The organism is Vibrio sp. Of14-4 (assembly GCF_022347625.1).
Lineage (GTDB): Bacteria > Pseudomonadota > Gammaproteobacteria > Enterobacterales > Vibrionaceae > Vibrio > Vibrio pristinus.
In genome coordinates, this window is the sequence record NZ_JAKRGI010000003.1 from 261,147 (window position 1) to 277,817 (window position 16,671).

Here is a 16,671-nt window from a genome sequence, read left to right on the forward strand (position 1 = left end):
GGTTAAACCTTATGATGTAATAATATAAATATTGTACATAAATCCAGTCTCAAATGAAGTTTCAACCTCAATTACAACCCGCAGTATTGATTAAACGCTACAAACGTTTCCTTGCTGACATCCGCTTACCCGATAATGAAGAGATTACCATACACTGCGCAAATACTGGTGCCATGACAGGCTGTGCAACAACTGGAGATACTATTTGGTATTCAACTTCTAACAATACCAAGCGTAAATATCCGCACAGCTGGGAGTTAACCCAAACCAATCAAGGCGACACAATTTGTGTGAATACGGCTCGAGCGAATCAACTCGCAGTAGAAGCGATAGAAACAGGCATAATCCGCGAGCTAGCTGGCTACGAACAACTCAAAACAGAAGTTAGATACGGCGATGAAAATAGTCGAATTGATATTCTTCTCACGTCAAGCAAGCACCCAAGCTGCTACATAGAAGTAAAAAGCGTGACATTACTTGATGAAGCGCATCAAGGCCAAGGATACTTTCCAGATGCGGTAACTACCCGTGGACAGAAGCACCTGAGAGAGCTCACAAAAATGGTTCAAAATGGACACAGAGCAGTACTTTTATTCACAGTTTTGCATTCTGGTATTGAAAAAGTCTCTCCTGCACACCATATAGACCCACAATATTCAAAATTATTGAAGAACGCACAAGAACAAGGCGTTGAAATACTGTGTTATGCAGCACAGCTTTCAAATACTGAGGTAAAACTAGTAAAACCTATTCGTTTCATTGGTTAAGAGAAAAAATGGTGTCATCTTCACATTGACAGCAAGTTTACTCTAGAGTGTTTGCCTCACTTTGTTCTTTTTGCTATAGATAGCCGCCTTAAAATCCAACTGCGAGCGCAGTGGATCAGGTGTAAGTAGGAGATGCTGCATGCCAGAATCAAAGAAAAAAGCGCTAGGCATCCTAGCCATTGCAGGGGTTGAGCCATATACAGAGAAAGCTGGTGAAGAATATATGTCACCAGAGCAGTTGGCTCATTTCACGAAAATTTTGGCCGCATGGCGAAACCAGCTCAGGGAAGAAGTTGATCGCACTGTGCATCACATGCAAGATGAAGCTGCGAATTTTCCAGATCCCGTAGATCGTGCCTCTCAAGAAGAAGAATTCAGCCTAGAACTTCGTAATCGAGACAGAGAGCGTCGCCTTATTAAGAAGATTGAAAAAACGCTTAATAAGATTGAAGAAGACGAATTTGGTTTCTGTGAATCTTGTGGAGTCGAAATCGGTATTCGTCGCTTAGAAGCTCGCCCAACCGCTGATTTATGTATTGACTGCAAAACATTAGCAGAAATTAAAGAAAAGCAAATGCAAGGCTAGCAGTGTAAGCAACACGAGTAATAGAGGGAGCAATTGCTCCCTTTTTGATTTGTTAAAAAAGAATATCAGATGACTTATATTGGCCGTTTTGCTCCCTCACCTTCAGGTCCACTGCACTTTGGATCTCTTGTCGCTGCACTAGGAAGCTACTTCCAGGCAAGATCTCAACGAGGTAAATGGCTGGTGCGTATTGAAGATCTAGACCCTCCAAGAGAAGTCAAAGGTGCGGCCGATCTTATTTTACGTACTTTAGAAGCTTACCATCTTGAATGGGATGATGATGTGGTTTATCAAAGTCATCGTCATGCCCTTTATCAAGCACAATTGGATAGCTGGTTAAGTTCCGGCCAAGCTTACTACTGTAGATGTACTCGCAAGCAAGTTAAAGCTATGGGCGGGTTTTATACTGGAAATTGCCGCGATAAAAAGTTAATAGACGATGGTAATTGCGCCATTAGATTGCTTATGACATACCCAGTAGAAAGCTTTGATGATAGGAAACATGGCCAATTTTCCGTTCCTCCCGAGCTTGCACGAGAGGACTTTATTGTTAAGCGCAGAGACGGCCTATTTGCCTATAATCTAGCAGTGGTGATTGATGATATTACTCAAGGCGTGACCGAAGTGGTGCGTGGCTCTGATTTAATTGAGCCGACGGGCAGACAAATAAGTTTGTATCATATTCTTAATCAACCACTCATCAATTACATACATTTACCGTTAGCTACAGATAAGTCGGGTCAAAAACTGTCCAAACAAAATCACGCACCCGCCATTGACCTAAAGCAACCTAAACCCACTTTAATCGATGCAATGCAATTTTTAGGTTTTGAATTAAATAAGGAAATTAAGCAGAGTAATGTGAGAGAGATCATTGATTGGGGTATCGCAAACTGGAGAATTGAACAACTACCAGATGCAACTGAAATAACACCGCGATTCTCAAATAGCTCACTGTAGGCTATCATTAGCCGCGAAATTAGCCCGAATAGTGTAAACGGAACCATAAGCCAGGCCAAAATAGGCACACTCGAGTACTGGTGATGAGAGCCGCCAGAAATACGAGTAATTGATGCAGATGAATAAAAACGACCAAACACCCAATAAAAACGACGTCTATCCAGAGTTATCTCTGAACGTCATCACACGCCAAGAACATAACATTTCTCGTAAACAGATTAGTGATAACGCGCTGAAGGTGTTGTATCGACTTCATGGCGCTGGTTTTGAGGCCTTTCTGGTCGGCGGCGGTGTAAGAGATTTATTACTGGATCAAAATCCTAAAGATTTTGATATTGCCACCAATGCAACGCCGGAAGAAATACGCCAGCTATTCAAAAACTGCCGCCTGATCGGTCGCCGCTTTCGTTTGGCGCATATTATGTTTGGCAGAGACATTATTGAAGTGGCGACCTTCCGTGGTCACCACCAAGAAACCACAAAAAATGTCTCGCAGCAGTCAAAAGAAGGCATGCTTTTACGCGATAACGTATATGGCACCATAGATGAAGATGCTGAGCGTCGTGATTTTACAATCAACGCTATGTATTACAACATAGGTGATTATTCCATCCATGATTACGCAGGTGGGCATGAAGACCTTGAAGATAGACTGGTTCGTCTGATTGGCGATCCGCAGACTCGCTATCGTGAAGACCCTGTCCGTATGCTGCGTGCGATTCGTTTTGCTGTGAAGTTAGATTTCGATATTGAAGAAGATACAGCGGCACCGATTGAAGACATGTCGCACCTATTGCAAGACATACCTGCCGCACGCTTATATGAAGAATCTCTCAAAATGTTGCAGTCTGGCTATGGATTAGAAACTTACCATCTGATGCGTGAGTACAATCTCTTCCAACAATTATTTCCTCTAATTGCCAGTGACTTTACGCAAGACTATTCGTCAAAGACTGAGCAAATGTTGGATTTAGTCTTAGATTCTACTGATATACGCATAGAACAAGGCAAGCGTATAAACCCTGCTTTCATGTTCGCCGCTATGCTTTGGTACCCGCTTCTTGCACGCGCTGACATGCTAATGGCCAAACGTAAGCTATCTGAATACGATGCTATTATGGAAGCGAGCAACTATATTCTCGATGAACAAGTACGTACCATCGCCATACCTCGTCGTCATACGGCAACAATTCGAGAAATTTGGCAATTACAGCTTCGCCTGCCACGAAGAAACGGTAAGCGAGCTTTTCGGTTGATGGAACTCAACAAGTTCAGGGCTGGCTTTGATTTCCTCGAAATGCGAGGAGAAATAGAGACTGGCGAAACCGAACAACTCGCCAAATGGTGGCAGACATTCCAAAATGCGGGACGCGAAATGAGACAAGCTATGGTCTCTGATTTAGAATCAGACACACCAGAGCAAGGTAAAAAGCGTCGTCGTAAGCCGTATCGTAACAAAAAAAACAAGGTTTCATCTTCATGACTACGGTCTACATCGCTGTTGGGAGCAATTTATCTGACCCAGTAGCGCAAGCAAACAATGCAATTGACGCGCTTAAAGAGTTGCCGAAATCTGAGTTGATCAGTAGCTCTTTGCTATATACGAGCACGCCTATGGGGCCACAAGATCAACCTGATTACATTAATGCCGTCGTCAAAATCCAGACACAATTAACACCAATACAATTGCTCGACTGCACACAAGCCATTGAGCTAGAGCAAGGACGTGTTCGTAAAGATGAGCGCTGGGGACCTCGCACTTTGGATTTAGACATCATTCTTTACGGCAATGAGGTGATTGATTCTGAGCGCCTAACCATTCCTCATTATGGGATGAAAGAGCGCGAGTTTGTACTCTACCCACTAGCTGAAATTGCCCCAAGTATCACTCTCCCATGTGGGACCAGACTAGATGACTTGCTATCAGTTGTCTCGAAAAACGGTCTGCGTGTTTGGCAATAATAGCCAAGCCCTGAAAGGAAAAATCATGAAAAAAGTTACCATATCTGATCTGATGAGATGGAAGCAGGAAGGTCGTAAATTTGCCACTTCCACCGCCTATGATGCGAGCTTCGCCCAGCTGTTTGAAAGTGAAGAGATGCCTGTTCTTCTTGTCGGCGATTCACTAGGCATGGTGTTACATGGCGCTCCTGATACATTACCAGTTACAATCGAAGATATCGCCTATCATACCCGTTGTGTAAGAGCAGGTAGCCCAAATTGCCTATTAATGGCTGATATGCCCTTCATGAGCTACGCAACACCTGAACAAGCTTGCGATAGTGCAGCTAAGCTAATGCGAGCCGGAGCCAATATGGTCAAAATTGAAGGGGGAGATTGGCTGGTCGATACAGTAAGAGTATTAACACAACGTGCGGTACCTGTGTGTGCTCATCTGGGGTTAACACCACAATCAGTCCATATTTTTGGTGGATTTAAAGTACAAGGGCGTGAGCAAGACAAAGCGGAACGAATCGTCCGTGATGCGATTGCGCTACAAGAAGCAGGGGCTCAAATAATTCTATTGGAATGCGTTCCTAGAGAGCTAGCAGCTCGTATCACAGATATCTGTGATGTTCCTGTTATCGGTATTGGTGCAGGTAATGCCACGGACGGGCAAATCCTAGTTATGCATGATATGTTCGGTATATCGGCAAACTACATGCCTAAGTTTTCAAAGAACTTCCTTGCTGAAACTGGAGATCTGCGTAAAGCGGTCGCCATGTACAAAGACGAAGTTGAACGTGGTACTTTCCCAAGTCAAGCCCACACCATTGCGTAAGGAGCGAACTAATGCAAACTTTTGCTGAGATTGCCACACTTCGTGAGCAAATCAAGCAGTACAAACGTGATGGCCGTAGCATTGCCTTTGTGCCAACCATGGGTAATTTGCATGAGGGCCACTTAACTCTAATGCGTAAGGCTCGCGAGCATGCTGACATTGTTGTCGCGAGTATTTTTGTGAACCCTATGCAGTTTGAGCGTAGTGACGACTTAAACAACTATCCTAGAACACTCGAAGATGATTTAAGCAAGTTAGCTAATGAAGGCATAGAAATTGTCTTTACGCCGACACCCGATGTCATTTACCCAAACGGAACAGACAAACAATCTTTTGTCGATGTGCCTGGGCTGTCAAACATCCTCGAAGGTGTTTCTCGACCGGGGCATTTTCGCGGTGTTGCAACCGTAGTAACCAAGTTGTTCAACATTGTTCAGCCTGAAGTTGCATGTTTTGGTGAAAAAGACTTCCAACAGCTCGCTGTTATTCAAAAGATGACTGAAGATTTGGCACTGGATATAAAGATCGTCAACGTGCCGACCGTTCGCGAAATGGATGGCCTTGCCATGAGCTCTCGCAATAATCTATTAACCATGGATGAGCGCCAGCGTGCTCCTGTTTTGGCTCGTACCATGCGCTGGATAAGCAGCGCGATACGCGGAGGGCGTGACGACTATGCCTCAATTATCGAAGATGCAAGCGATCAGCTTCGCGCCGCAGGGCTCCAACCTGACGAAATATTTATTCGCGATGCAAATAGTCTAGGCGTGGTAAGTACAGAGACTACTCAAGTCGTTATTTTAATGTCAGCATTTTTGGGACAAGCTCGCCTAATCGATAATCAAGTTGTCGATCTAATAACTGATACCAAAGAAGAAGCGAATGTAGAATCGTCCTCCGAAAGCGCCGAATAACTTGAATAATTCTTTACAAGGCTGGGCAACTATCCCAGCCTTTCCTTTTGCTATAAAACACTAACTTCTTAGTCCAATTCCCTTGGTAATTAGGTAGTGCGCAACAGAGTATAGTATAATCACAAATACAGCTAATACGCTGAATGACTCTACAATTCCGACATCGGAAATACCCAAAAATCCATAACGAAATGCATTGACCATATATACGATGGGATTAATTTTCGATACTCCCTGCCAAAACTCAGGCAACAAGCTGATCGAGTAAAACACACCGCCTAAATAAGTAAGTGGAGTCAACACAAAAGTTGGGATAATCGAGATATCATCAAATGTTTTTGCATATACAGCATTGATTAGGCCGCCAAGCGCAAAAACAATTGACGTCATAAATACGGTAAGAAAGATAATACCCCAATGGTCGACTTGTAAATCCACAAACAGCAGCGAAACCAAGGTAACAATAAAGCCAACCAATAATCCCCTAGTAACCCCTCCCATCACATAGCCAAATATAATCACATAATTGGGCACAGGTGCGACCAGAAGCTCTTCAATATTTTTTTGAAGCTTGGCGCTAAAAAATGACGAAGCGACATTGGAATAAGAATTGGTGATCACTGACATCATAATAAGGCCTGGAACAATATACTCCATATAACTAAAGCCATTCATTTCACCAATTCGCGAGCCGATTAAACGACCAAAAATAATGAAATACAAACTCATAGTGATAGCAGGAGGCACTAGTGTTTGAACCCAGATTCGAGTAAATCTATGTACCTCTTTACCCAAAAGGCTACAAAAAGCGGTCCAATATAGACGATACATATTACTGCTCTCCCTGCTGAACAATGTTGACAAAGAGTTCTTCCAAGCGATTGGCTTTATTGCGCATCGATAAGACCTTGATATCCTGATCGGTTAATTGACTAAAAATTCTATTTAAACCCTGCGTTTTTTCTATTTCAATTTCTAGCGACCCATTTTGTAAACGCTGACTAACCACCCCTTCTAACCTAGGCTCTGCCGTGTCTTCCTCTAAATCCAAAATAAAAGTTTCAACGTCAAGCTTACTCAATAGGTCTTTCATCGTGGTGTTTTCAATCAGTTCGCCTTTATTGATAATGCCAATGTTTCGACATAGCATTTCCGCCTCTTCGAGGTAGTGCGTGGTGAGAATAATAGTGATACCTTGTTGATTAATTTTCTTAAGGAATTCCCACATAGAGCGACGAAGTTCGATATCTACACCAGCAGTAGGTTCATCTAAAATCAATAACTTAGGCTCATGAATTAAAGCTCTTGCAATCATCAATCGCCTTTTCATACCTCCCGATAGGTGACGAGCACGTTCATTTCGCTTGTCCCATAATTCAAGCTGAGTTAGGTATTTTTGTGCTCTTTCTTTAGCAAGCGCACGAGGAACACCATAATACCCTGCTTGCTGCAGGAGAATCTGTTCTACGGTTTCATACGGATTGAAATTAAACTCTTGAGGGACCAAGCCCAAATGCTGTTTGGCCAATTCAAGGCTTTGGTCAATGTCATAGCCAAATACTTTTACCTTGCCAGATGTTTTATTTACTAGAGATGAAATCACACCAATAGTGGTTGATTTTCCGGCACCATTAGGTCCAAGAAGAGCATAAAAGTCTCCCTCAGTCACATTGAGACTGATACCTTTCAGCGCCTCTAACCCACCCGAATATGTTTTACGAAGCTGTTCTATTTCTAATGCGTACATAGTATTCACTGCTAATAAAAGGTCGTATGTCTTGTGGTAGAAGTATTGGAAAAGTAAACCGACAAAAAGAGTGACCAAAAACTTCCTAATCACCACAGCTGCCACTGAGTTTATCGCCGAACATCTGTATAAACAACCATTATTTCGAATAAATTAGAAATGTGGAATATATTTGAAAAGTAACCCTAAAAGACAGAAAAAAGCCCTTAAACCCTTTATCTAAAAGGGTTAAAGAGACATCAGATGAGTGGATGATGAGTACAATTTAGCAGGAATGGCGACCGAACATTGTGTATAGTGGAGCAAGGTTCGTTAAGGAAAAATTGTAAAATGCCGGAAATAAAACAGCTTTTTGAAAACAACTCAAAGTGGTCTGAATCCATTAAGGCTGAACGACCAGAGTACTTTGCAAAACTAAAAGAGGGACAGAGTCCCGACTTTCTCTGGATTGGCTGTGCTGATAGCCGAGTTCCAGCCGAGCGCCTTACTGGCTTATATTCAGGCGAGCTCTTCGTACACAGGAATGTAGCTAACCAAGTTATTCACACTGATCTTAACTGTTTATCCGTAGTGCAATATGCAGTTGAAGTGCTTAAGGTCAAGCATATTATTGTATGTGGTCACTATGGTTGTGGTGGCGTCAACGCTGCAATCGACAATCCTCAGTTAGGACTTATCAATAACTGGCTACTTCATATTCGCGATAACTACCATAAATACAAACACCATATCGAATCTCTACCACGTGATCAGTGGGGGGACAAACTGTGTGAAATTAATGTTGCTGAACAAGTCTATAACTTAGGGAACTCGACCATATTGCAAGGAGCTTGGGAACGCGGTCAAGAGATCGAAATCCATGGCGTTGTGTATGGTATAGGTAATGGTAAATTACAAGACCTAGGCGTTCGTTGTTCTAGTCGCGAATCTCTCGAGTCTGGACATCAAGAAGCATTGAATAAGATTTTAGCTTCACCTGTGCTGGGTTAAGCTTGCTTTTGTCGATATTTAGCCCTGCCTATTGAAGTCAGGGCTGTTAACTGACTTAAAATCAGTCTATTTATTCTTGGGGAACCACTTTCCCTATATATGGCAAATGACGGTAATTTTGTGCATAGTCAATACCAACCCCTACGACAAACTCATCAGGAATAGCAAAACCCACCCAATCCACAGGAACTTCAACTTCACGACGTGAAGGCTTGTCTAAAAGAGTACAAATAGAAATAGACTTAGGTTCACGCAAGGACAATATCTCACGTATTTTATTGAGCGTGTTTCCTGTATCGATAATGTCTTCGATAATTAGTACATCTTTGCCTTTGATATCATCATCAAGATCTTTAAGGATTCTTACATCGCGAGAGCTTTCCATACTATTGCCATAGCTAGAAGCCGTCATAAAATCGACTTGATGCGTTAATTCGATTTTTCTCGCCAAATCGGCCATAAACACAAATGAGCCTCGTAGCAAACCAATAAGTACTAGATTTTCACTCCCTTGATAATGCGCCGTGATCTCTCTTCCTAATTCATTGACCCGATGTTGAACCTCTTGTTCAGAAATCATTACTTCTACTGTATGCTTCATATCAATCTCATTTTTCATTTAAAGGAAATTCATTAGGCAGGAATTCGGCACTAACCCAAGATTCAGGCAGATATTTTATCATCACTATGTCACAGGTAAAACGTTTGCTTGATTAAAGGCTGCAATAAATATATGCAACTACATGATCTCAAGCACGGTATTAATAAAAATGATTATTAAATAAACTGAAATCGTTGACCTAATTGATATGCACCATTACACTCATACCTGCGAAAGCAATAATAATATTCTAATTAGGGCATAAGCCCATATATACAACTCAATTGGCAAGGAAATATAACTATGGATTCTATAGCTAAAAGACCGCGTACGCGTCTTTCTCCACAAAAACGCAAGCAACAACTAATGGAAATTTCACTAGAGGTGTTCGCTCGTCGTGGTATCGGCCGTGGTGGTCACGCAGACATAGCAGAAATTGCTCAAGTTTCTGTCGCAACCGTATTTAACTACTTCCCGACCCGTGAAGACTTGGTCGATGATGTGTTAAATTATGTTGTACGTCAGTTCTCTAACTTCCTATCAGACAACATCGATTTGGACATTCATGCGAAAGAAAACCTTCGTAACCTAACTTCTGCTATGGTCGATCTCGTGGTTAATGACTGCCACTGGCTAAAAGTATGGTTCGAGTGGAGCGCTTCAACGCGTGATGAAGTTTGGCCACTGTTCGTGTCAACAAACCGTACTAACCAACTGTTAGTTCAAAATATGTTTGTTAAAGCAATCGAAAGAGGCGAAGTCTGCGATACTCATGATCCTGCGGATCTAGCAACGCTATTCCATGGCATTTGTTACTCACTGTTTGTACAGGCAAATCGTACACAGGATGATGACTCAGTAAACCGCTTAACACAAAGCTACCTAGATATGCTTTGTATCTATAAATAAGCGTTAACTGAAGTCCAAGCCGAGTCCTGTTAGAGACTCGGCTTTTTTGTATCTGTGATCCATACGATACAAAAAAGCCGCTGATACTTCAGCGGCTGTATTGTTGAGGCTAGAAGAAAATTATTTCTTCTTTTTCACTGCTTTTTTATTTGGCAGATCAGTGATTGAACCTTCAAATACTTCAGCTGCTAGACCAACAGACTCATGTAGCGTAGGGTGAGCGTGAATGGTAAGAGCAATATCTTCAGCATCACAGCCCATTTCAATCGCTAGGCCTATCTCACCAAGAAGCTCTCCACCGTTGGTACCCACAATTGCGCCACCAATCACACGGTGAGTTTCTTTATCAAAGATAAGCTTAGTCATACCATCTGAGCAATCAGAAGCAATTGCACGACCAGAAGCCGCCCATGGGAAAGTAGCAACTTCGTACTTGATACCTTCTTCCTTAGCTTCTTTCTCTGTCTTACCAACCCAAGCAACTTCAGGCTCAGTGTAAGCAATTGAAGGAATGACTTTAGGGTCAAAGTAATGTTTCTTACCAGCAATAACTTCTGCCGCTACATGGCCCTCATGCACACCTTTGTGAGCCAGCATTGGTTGGCCAACAATATCGCCAATAGCAAAAATATGAGGCACATTAGTACGAAGCTGCTTATCGACATTAATAAAACCACGCTCATCAACTTCAACGCCTGCTTTCTCAGCATCAAGTGACAAACCGTTTGGTACACGACCGATTGCAACTAGAACAGCATCGTAGCGCTCAGCATCCGCTGGAGCTTTCTTGCCTTCCATCGACACATAGATGCCATCGTCTTTCGCTTCAACTGCTGTCACTTTAGTTTCAAGCATTAAGTTGAATTTATCTTTAACACGCTTGGTGTAGACTTTTACGATGTCTTTATCTGCTGCAGGAATAACCTGATCAAACATCTCGACAACATCAACCTTAGAGCCAAGAGATTGATAAACAGTTCCCATCTCTAGACCTATGATACCACCGCCCATGATAAGCAGTTTCTCTGGTACCTCTTTTAATTCTAATGCGTCAGTAGAGTCCCAAATACGTGGATCTTCATGTGGAATAAACGGCAATTTGATTGGACGAGAGCCCGCTGCAATAATTGCATTGTCAAAATTAACAACCGTGGATTCACCCTCACCTTCAACCTGAATTGAGTTCGGGCCAGTAAACTTACCGTAGCCGCTAACAACCGTTACATTACGCATCTTAGCCATACCACTAAGACCACCAGTTAACTGGTTAACGACTTTTTCTTTCCAAATACGGATTTTATTGATGTCAGTTTGTGGCTCACCAAATACAACGCCGTGATCTGCCATCGCTTTTGCTTCTTCAATCACTTTAGAAACGTGAAGAAGTGCTTTCGATGGGATACAACCCACGTTTAAACATACACCGCCAAGAGTGCTGTAACGCTCGATAAGTACGGTTTCTAGACCTAAATCTGCACAACGGAATGCAGCGGAGTAACCAGCAGGACCAGAACCAAGTACAACAACTTGGGCTTTAATTTCTTTGCTCATTTTGACCTCTTGTAGTCATTATCCCTAACAGGCGAGTGGGTATTGATTCTTATGTTTAAGAGTGGTTAGTTTTAAACAGTTATTTTCAGACCGCCAACAGTTTACAGAGATGTTAATGGTGTGAAAAGCAATTCCATTTAGCCTGTGAGCTAGCCGACAATTCAGCGAGGAAAACCTCTTGCCTCACTTAACTGCCAGATGTTTTAAGTAACAGAGGCGGCTTAAACAGCCGCCTCTAGGTAACAAATTTTGGTTAAAGAACCAAACGACGAATGTCTGACAGACAAGCGTTCAAGTAAGTGATGAAGCGAGCGCCCTCTGCACCGTCAATGACGCGGTGATCGTACGATAGTGACAAAGGTAACTGCAGGCGCGGCTCGAAGTCTTTGCCGTTCCATACAGGCTTCATCTCAGACTTAGACACACCTAAGATGCCCACTTCTGGCGCGTTTACGATTGGGGTAAACGCAGTACCACCGATACCACCAAGGCTAGAGATGGTGAAACACCCGCCTTGCATGTCACCTGCTGTCAACTTACCTGCACGTGCTTTCTTAGATACCACCATTAGCTCTTCAGACAGCTCGTAAATGCCCTTCTTGTTCACGTCTTTAAACACAGGAACAACCAGACCATTTGGCGTATCGACTGCAATGCCTATGTTGACATACTTCTTCAGAATGATGCTCTCGCCATCCTCAGATATTGAAGAGTTAAACGCTGGGAAAGCTTCTAGCGCTTTCGCTGCAGCTTTCATGATGAAGACTAGAGGAGTGATCTTCATTCCCGAGTCTTTCTTCGCTTCGATCGCATTTTGTTCTTTACGGAAGGCTTCTAGCTCGGTGATATCAGCATTGTCCCACTGTGTAACATGAGGAATCATTACCCAGTTACGATGCAGGTTTGCACCTGAGATCTTCTTAATCTTAGAAAGCTTCTGAACTTCAGTTTCACCAAACTTGCTAAAGTCGACTTTTGGCCATGGTAGTAGGCCAAGTGCAGAGCCATCACCTTGGCCTGATGCAGCGCCTGCACCGGACTCAAGGCGCTTGAGCGCCTCTTTCACATAAGACTGCACATCTTCTTTAAGGATGCGACTCTTACGACCGGTGCCCTTAACCTTAGCTAGGTTAACGCCAAACTCACGAGCAAGACGACGAACGACAGGAGATGCATGCGCATACTCATTATTTTCTTGGAAGTCACCAGTTGCGGCTGGAGCTGCAGCCGGAGTTTCTACTTTTGGAGCAGGCGCTGTCGCTTGAGCTGGAGCTGGAGCTGAAGTAGTAGCGGCTACAGGGGCTGCACCAGCAACCTCAAACACCATGATCAGAGAACCAGTCGATACTTTATCACCGGTTGAGATTTTGATTTCTTTGATAGTCCCTGCAAATGGGGCAGGCACTTCCATAGAAGCTTTATCGCCTTCAACAGTGATTAGAGATTGCTCTTCTTCCACTGTATCACCAACAGCAACCATGATTTCAGTTACTTCAACTTCATCGCCACCAATATCTGGAACATTCACTTCTTTTACTGCAGAAGCTGTCGGTGCTGCAGCAACTGGCGCATCTGCCACGACTGGCGCTGCTACAGCACCAGAACCTGCGACCTCAAACACCATGATAAGAGAACCCGTTGTAACCTTATCACCGGTTGCAACCTTGATCTCTTTTAGAGTACCAGCACATGGTGCAGGTACTTCCATCGAAGCTTTGTCACCTTCAACAGTCAGAAGAGATTGCTCTTCTTCAATGCTATCACCAACGGCAACCATGATTTCAGTTACTTCAACTTCATCACCGCCAATATCGGGTACATGAACTTCTTTCAGTTCAGATGATGCTGGAGCAGCCGCAGGCGCTTCGGCAACAGCTGCAGGGGCAACGTCTGCTGCACCGTCTTCAGAATCAAATACCATGATCAGTGAGCCAGTCGATACCTTGTCACCCTCAACGACTTTAATTTCTTTAACAATACCCGCTGCCGATGCTGGAACTTCCATAGAAGCTTTGTCACCTTCAACAGTAATTAGAGACTGTTCTTCTTCAACCTTGTCGCCAACGCTTACAAGAATTTCAGTAACTTCAACCTCATCCGCACCGATATCTGGTACATTAATTTCGATTGCCATTTCTTATCTACCTTTCTAATTAAGCGTACAACGGGTTAGTTTTCTCAGTATCGATATCGAACTTTTTGATCGCTTCAGTGATCGCTGACTTATCAACTTTACCCTGCTTTTCAAGTTCTGTTAGCGCTGCAACCACAACGTAGCCTGCATTCACTTCAAAGTGACGACGAAGGTTTTCACGGCTATCCGAACGACCGAAACCATCAGTACCAAGAACTTTAAATGATTCAGAAGGCATAAATGCTCGAACTTGCTCTGCGTAGTTCTTCATGTAGTCAGTTGCAGCAATTGCAGGCTCTTTACCCATTAGCTTGGTAATGTAAGGTACTTGAGCTTTTGCTTCAGGATGTAGCATGTTAAAGCGCTCTGCTGCTTGACCATCACGAGTTACTTCATTGAAAGATGTTACCGAGTAAACATCAGACGCAATACCGTAATCATCGCTCAAGATTTGCGCCGCTTTGCGCACTTCATTCATTATGGTACCAGAGCTCATTAATTGAACTTTACCTTTACCACGCTTACCTGAATAGCTTTCAAGTTTGTAGATACCCTTACGGATACCTTCTTCCGCACCTTCTGGCATTGCTGGCATTGCGTAGTTTTCATTCATCAGTGTCAGGTAATAGAACACGTTTTCTTGCTCTGGACCGTACATGCGACGAATACCGTCTTGCATGATGACTGCAACTTCGTAAGCGAAAGTTGGGTCGTAAGAAATACAGTTAGGTACCGTATTTGCCATAATGTGTGAGTGACCATCTTCGTGCTGTAAGCCTTCACCATTAAGTGTTGTACGACCGGCAGTCGCACCAAGCAAGAAACCACGTGATTGTTGGTCACCAGCCATCCATGCCATATCACCTACTCGTTGGAAACCAAACATTGAGTAGTAAATATAGAATGGGATCATTGGCAGATCGTTAGTACTGTATGAGGTCGCTGCAGCAACCCAAGAAGCCATAGAGCCTAGCTCATTGATACCTTCTTGCAGTACTTGGCCCGAGGTTGCTTCTTTATAGTAAGAAACAACACCACGGTCTTCAGGCGTATATTCCTGACCGTGTGGGTTATAAATACCGATTTGACGGAATAGACCTTCCATACCAAAGGTACGAGCTTCATCACAGATGATTGGAACAATGTTTTTACCAATGCCCTTATTCTTCAACAGAATATTTAAGGTACGAACGTAGGCCATTGTAGTAGAGATTTCACGCTTTTGTTCACTCAACAGAGGACCAAACTCTTCGAGTTCAGGTAGCGCGAGTTCTTGAGTAAATTTAGGCAGACGCTGAGGTGTATAACCTTTAAGTTCTTTACGGCGAGCATGCAGATATTCGTACTCTTTTGAGCCTTCATCTAGCTTCAGATATGGCAAATCTTTAACAGCTTCGTCAGTCAATAGATCTTGTAGGCCTAAACGGTCACGCATATGCAGAACATGAGTCATGTCCATTTTCTTAACTTGGTGAGCAATGTTCTTACCTTCAGCTGCATCACCCATACCATAGCCTTTAACTGTTTTAGCTAAAATAACAGTTGGACGACCTTTGGTCTGCTCAGCATTTTTGTATGCCGCGTAAAGCTTAGATGATTCATGACCACCTCGCTTAAGCGCAAAGATTTCATCATCTGTCATGTCAGCAACAAGTGCCGCTGTCTCTGGGTACTTGCCGAAGAAGTGCTCACGAACGTACGCACCATCTTTAGCTTTGAACGTTTGGTAATCACCATCAATTGTTTCGTTCATTAGTTGAAGTAATTTGCCTGTGGTATCTTTAGCCAGTAGAGAATCCCAGTTGTTACCCCAAATAACTTTGACCACGTTCCAGCCAGCACCTTTGAATAGGCCTTCAAGCTCTTGAATGATCTTACCGTTACCCATTACAGGGCCATCTAAACGCTGTAAGTTACAGTTGATAAGGAAGCAAAGGTTGTCCAACTTTTCACGAGCTGCGAAAGAGATAGCACCACGTGACTCTGGCTCATCCATCTCACCATCACCTAGGAAGGCATAAACGCGCTGCTCAGAAGTATCTTTAAGACCACGACCATCTAAGTATTTAAGGAAACGAGCTTGATAGATAGCAGAGATAGGGCCAAGTCCCATAGAAACCGTTGGGAACTGCCAGAACTCAGGCATAAGTTTAGGGTGTGGGTAAGAAGGAATACCTTTCCCATCCACTTCCTGACGGAAGTTATCAAGTTGCTCTTCAGTTAAGCGGCCTTCAACAAAAGCACGCGCATAGATCCCCGGAGAGATATGACCTTGGTAATAAACTAGGTCACCACCATCTTTTTCGTTAGGTGCACGGAAGAAGTGGTTGAAACATGTTTCGTAGAACGCAGCAGAAGACTGGAAAGACGCCATATGACCACCTAGGTCAAGGTCTTTCTTCGATGCACGTAAAACGATCATGATTGCATTCCAGCGAATGATGGAACGAATACGGCGCTCAATGGTTGTGTCACCTGGGTAAGCGGGTTCTTGATCTGCTGGAATCGTATTGATGTAATTCGTTGTGACTCCAGTTGGCATGTCAACACCGTCTAGACGTGCTTTGTCTAGAACTTGCTCTAGTAGGAACTGAGCACGCTCTACACCTTCTTCACGTACCACTGACTCAAGGGCCTGTAACCATTCTTGAGTTTCGAGTGCATCTACGTCATGCTTCATATCAGACATGGCGATCTATCCTTCTGTTGGTTGGATCTACTTATTATAAG

At 43.3% G+C, this 16,671-nt stretch carries 15 protein-coding genes; 9 read left to right on the top strand and 6 right to left on the bottom strand.

Annotated elements, in window-relative coordinates:
* The first annotated feature begins 53 nt into the window (after positions 1-53).
* The 7 genes from sfsA to panC all read left to right on the top strand — a co-directional run bounded on the left by sfsA (position 54) and on the right by panC (position 6,009).
* Positions 54-767: a DNA/RNA nuclease SfsA gene (sfsA, locus tag MHN79_RS04935; protein WP_239171948.1), complete on the top strand. Its 714-nt coding sequence runs from the start codon at positions 54-56 to the stop codon at positions 765-767.
* A 139-nt stretch (positions 768-906) separates the two neighbouring features.
* Entirely contained in the window at positions 907-1,353 is a 447-nt protein-coding gene (gene dksA, locus MHN79_RS04940) for an RNA polymerase-binding protein DksA (RefSeq protein ID WP_152431231.1), read from the top strand.
* Positions 1,354-1,422: 69 nt separating this feature from the next.
* The gene (gene gluQRS, locus MHN79_RS04945; protein ID WP_239171949.1) at positions 1,423-2,313 is read left to right on the top strand and encodes a tRNA glutamyl-Q(34) synthetase GluQRS; all 891 of its coding nucleotides are present in this window, start codon (positions 1,423-1,425) and stop codon (positions 2,311-2,313) included.
* Positions 2,314-2,425: 112 nt separating this feature from the next.
* A complete protein-coding gene (gene pcnB / locus MHN79_RS04950; protein WP_239171950.1) occupies positions 2,426-3,796 on the top strand; it encodes a polynucleotide adenylyltransferase PcnB in 1,371 nt (456 codons plus the stop codon).
* Positions 3,793-4,275 (top strand): 2-amino-4-hydroxy-6-hydroxymethyldihydropteridine diphosphokinase, encoded by a 483-nt coding sequence (gene folK / locus MHN79_RS04955; RefSeq protein WP_239171951.1) that lies wholly within the window; start codon positions 3,793-3,795, stop codon positions 4,273-4,275. The genes pcnB and folK overlap by 4 nt, the downstream gene beginning before the upstream one ends.
* Before the next feature lie 25 nt (positions 4,276-4,300).
* A complete protein-coding gene (panB, locus tag MHN79_RS04960) occupies positions 4,301-5,095 on the top strand; it encodes a 3-methyl-2-oxobutanoate hydroxymethyltransferase (protein WP_239171952.1) in 795 nt (264 codons plus the stop codon).
* 11 nt (positions 5,096-5,106) lie between these two features.
* On the top strand, positions 5,107-6,009 hold the full coding sequence (gene panC / locus MHN79_RS04965; RefSeq protein ID WP_239171953.1) for a pantoate--beta-alanine ligase: 903 nt from the start codon (positions 5,107-5,109) through the stop codon (positions 6,007-6,009).
* Positions 6,010-6,069: 60 nt separating this feature from the next.
* Here the strand turns inward: panC and MHN79_RS04970 are convergent, their stop codons facing one another.
* Together MHN79_RS04970 and MHN79_RS04975 are read right to left on the bottom strand one after the other, a co-directional pair.
* Positions 6,070-6,840, bottom strand: coding sequence for an ABC transporter permease (locus MHN79_RS04970; protein ID WP_152431237.1), 771 nt, complete (start codon positions 6,838-6,840; stop codon positions 6,070-6,072).
* A 1-nt stretch (position 6,841) separates the two neighbouring features.
* Positions 6,842-7,756 (bottom strand): ABC transporter ATP-binding protein, encoded by a 915-nt coding sequence (locus MHN79_RS04975; RefSeq protein WP_239171954.1) that lies wholly within the window; start codon positions 7,754-7,756, stop codon positions 6,842-6,844.
* Between the two features lie 330 nt (positions 7,757-8,086).
* On the opposite strand from MHN79_RS04975, the gene can reads away from it, so the two are divergent.
* On the top strand, positions 8,087-8,746 hold the full coding sequence (gene can / locus MHN79_RS04980) for a carbonate dehydratase (protein ID WP_160929242.1): 660 nt from the start codon (positions 8,087-8,089) through the stop codon (positions 8,744-8,746).
* Between the two features lie 70 nt (positions 8,747-8,816).
* On the opposite strand, the gene hpt is transcribed toward can, so the two are convergent.
* Positions 8,817-9,347: a hypoxanthine phosphoribosyltransferase gene (hpt, locus tag MHN79_RS04985; RefSeq protein WP_114785251.1), complete on the bottom strand. Its 531-nt coding sequence runs from the start codon at positions 9,345-9,347 to the stop codon at positions 8,817-8,819.
* A gap of 303 nt (positions 9,348-9,650) precedes the next feature.
* On the opposite strand from hpt, the gene MHN79_RS04990 reads away from it, so the two are divergent.
* Entirely contained in the window at positions 9,651-10,256 is a 606-nt protein-coding gene (locus MHN79_RS04990; protein WP_114784933.1) for a LuxR/HapR/OpaR family quorum-sensing transcriptional regulator, read from the top strand.
* A 120-nt stretch (positions 10,257-10,376) separates the two neighbouring features.
* Here the strand turns inward: MHN79_RS04990 and lpdA are convergent, their stop codons facing one another.
* The 3 genes from lpdA to aceE all read right to left on the bottom strand — a co-directional run bounded on the left by lpdA (position 10,377) and on the right by aceE (position 16,630).
* Positions 10,377-11,807: a dihydrolipoyl dehydrogenase gene (lpdA, locus tag MHN79_RS04995; protein WP_160929240.1), complete on the bottom strand. Its 1,431-nt coding sequence runs from the start codon at positions 11,805-11,807 to the stop codon at positions 10,377-10,379.
* Between the two features lie 253 nt (positions 11,808-12,060).
* Entirely contained in the window at positions 12,061-13,941 is a 1,881-nt protein-coding gene (gene aceF / locus MHN79_RS05000; RefSeq protein ID WP_239171955.1) for a pyruvate dehydrogenase complex dihydrolipoyllysine-residue acetyltransferase, read from the bottom strand.
* Between the two features lie 19 nt (positions 13,942-13,960).
* On the bottom strand, positions 13,961-16,630 hold the full coding sequence (gene aceE / locus MHN79_RS05005) for a pyruvate dehydrogenase (acetyl-transferring), homodimeric type (RefSeq protein ID WP_160929236.1): 2,670 nt from the start codon (positions 16,628-16,630) through the stop codon (positions 13,961-13,963).
* Positions 16,631-16,671 lie beyond the last annotated feature (41 nt).

What these genes read in the sequence shown, in the direction of transcription:
- MHN79_RS04970 (WP_152431237.1), bottom strand. Translation starts at nt 6,840, where the DNA reads ATGTATCGTCTATATTGGACCGCTTTTTGTAGCCTTTTGGGTAAAGAG.
- MHN79_RS04990 (WP_114784933.1), top strand. Translation starts at nt 9,651, where the DNA reads ATGGATTCTATAGCTAAAAGACCGCGTACGCGTCTTTCTCCACAAAAA.
- lpdA (WP_160929240.1), bottom strand. Translation starts at nt 11,807, where the DNA reads ATGAGCAAAGAAATTAAAGCCCAAGTTGTTGTACTTGGTTCTGGTCCT.
- sfsA (WP_239171948.1), top strand. Translation starts at nt 54, where the DNA reads ATGAAGTTTCAACCTCAATTACAACCCGCAGTATTGATTAAACGCTAC.
- hpt (WP_114785251.1), bottom strand. Translation starts at nt 9,347, where the DNA reads ATGAAGCATACAGTAGAAGTAATGATTTCTGAACAAGAGGTTCAACAT.
- dksA (WP_152431231.1), top strand. Translation starts at nt 907, where the DNA reads ATGCCAGAATCAAAGAAAAAAGCGCTAGGCATCCTAGCCATTGCAGGG.
- aceF (WP_239171955.1), bottom strand. Translation starts at nt 13,941, where the DNA reads ATGGCAATCGAAATTAATGTACCAGATATCGGTGCGGATGAGGTTGAA.
- MHN79_RS04975 (WP_239171954.1), bottom strand. Translation starts at nt 7,756, where the DNA reads ATGTACGCATTAGAAATAGAACAGCTTCGTAAAACATATTCGGGTGGG.
- panC (WP_239171953.1), top strand. Translation starts at nt 5,107, where the DNA reads ATGCAAACTTTTGCTGAGATTGCCACACTTCGTGAGCAAATCAAGCAG.
- can (WP_160929242.1), top strand. Translation starts at nt 8,087, where the DNA reads ATGCCGGAAATAAAACAGCTTTTTGAAAACAACTCAAAGTGGTCTGAA.
- gluQRS (WP_239171949.1), top strand. Translation starts at nt 1,423, where the DNA reads ATGACTTATATTGGCCGTTTTGCTCCCTCACCTTCAGGTCCACTGCAC.
- folK (WP_239171951.1), top strand. Translation starts at nt 3,793, where the DNA reads ATGACTACGGTCTACATCGCTGTTGGGAGCAATTTATCTGACCCAGTA.
- pcnB (WP_239171950.1), top strand. Translation starts at nt 2,426, where the DNA reads ATGCAGATGAATAAAAACGACCAAACACCCAATAAAAACGACGTCTAT.
- panB (WP_239171952.1), top strand. Translation starts at nt 4,301, where the DNA reads ATGAAAAAAGTTACCATATCTGATCTGATGAGATGGAAGCAGGAAGGT.
- aceE (WP_160929236.1), bottom strand. Translation starts at nt 16,630, where the DNA reads ATGTCTGATATGAAGCATGACGTAGATGCACTCGAAACTCAAGAATGG.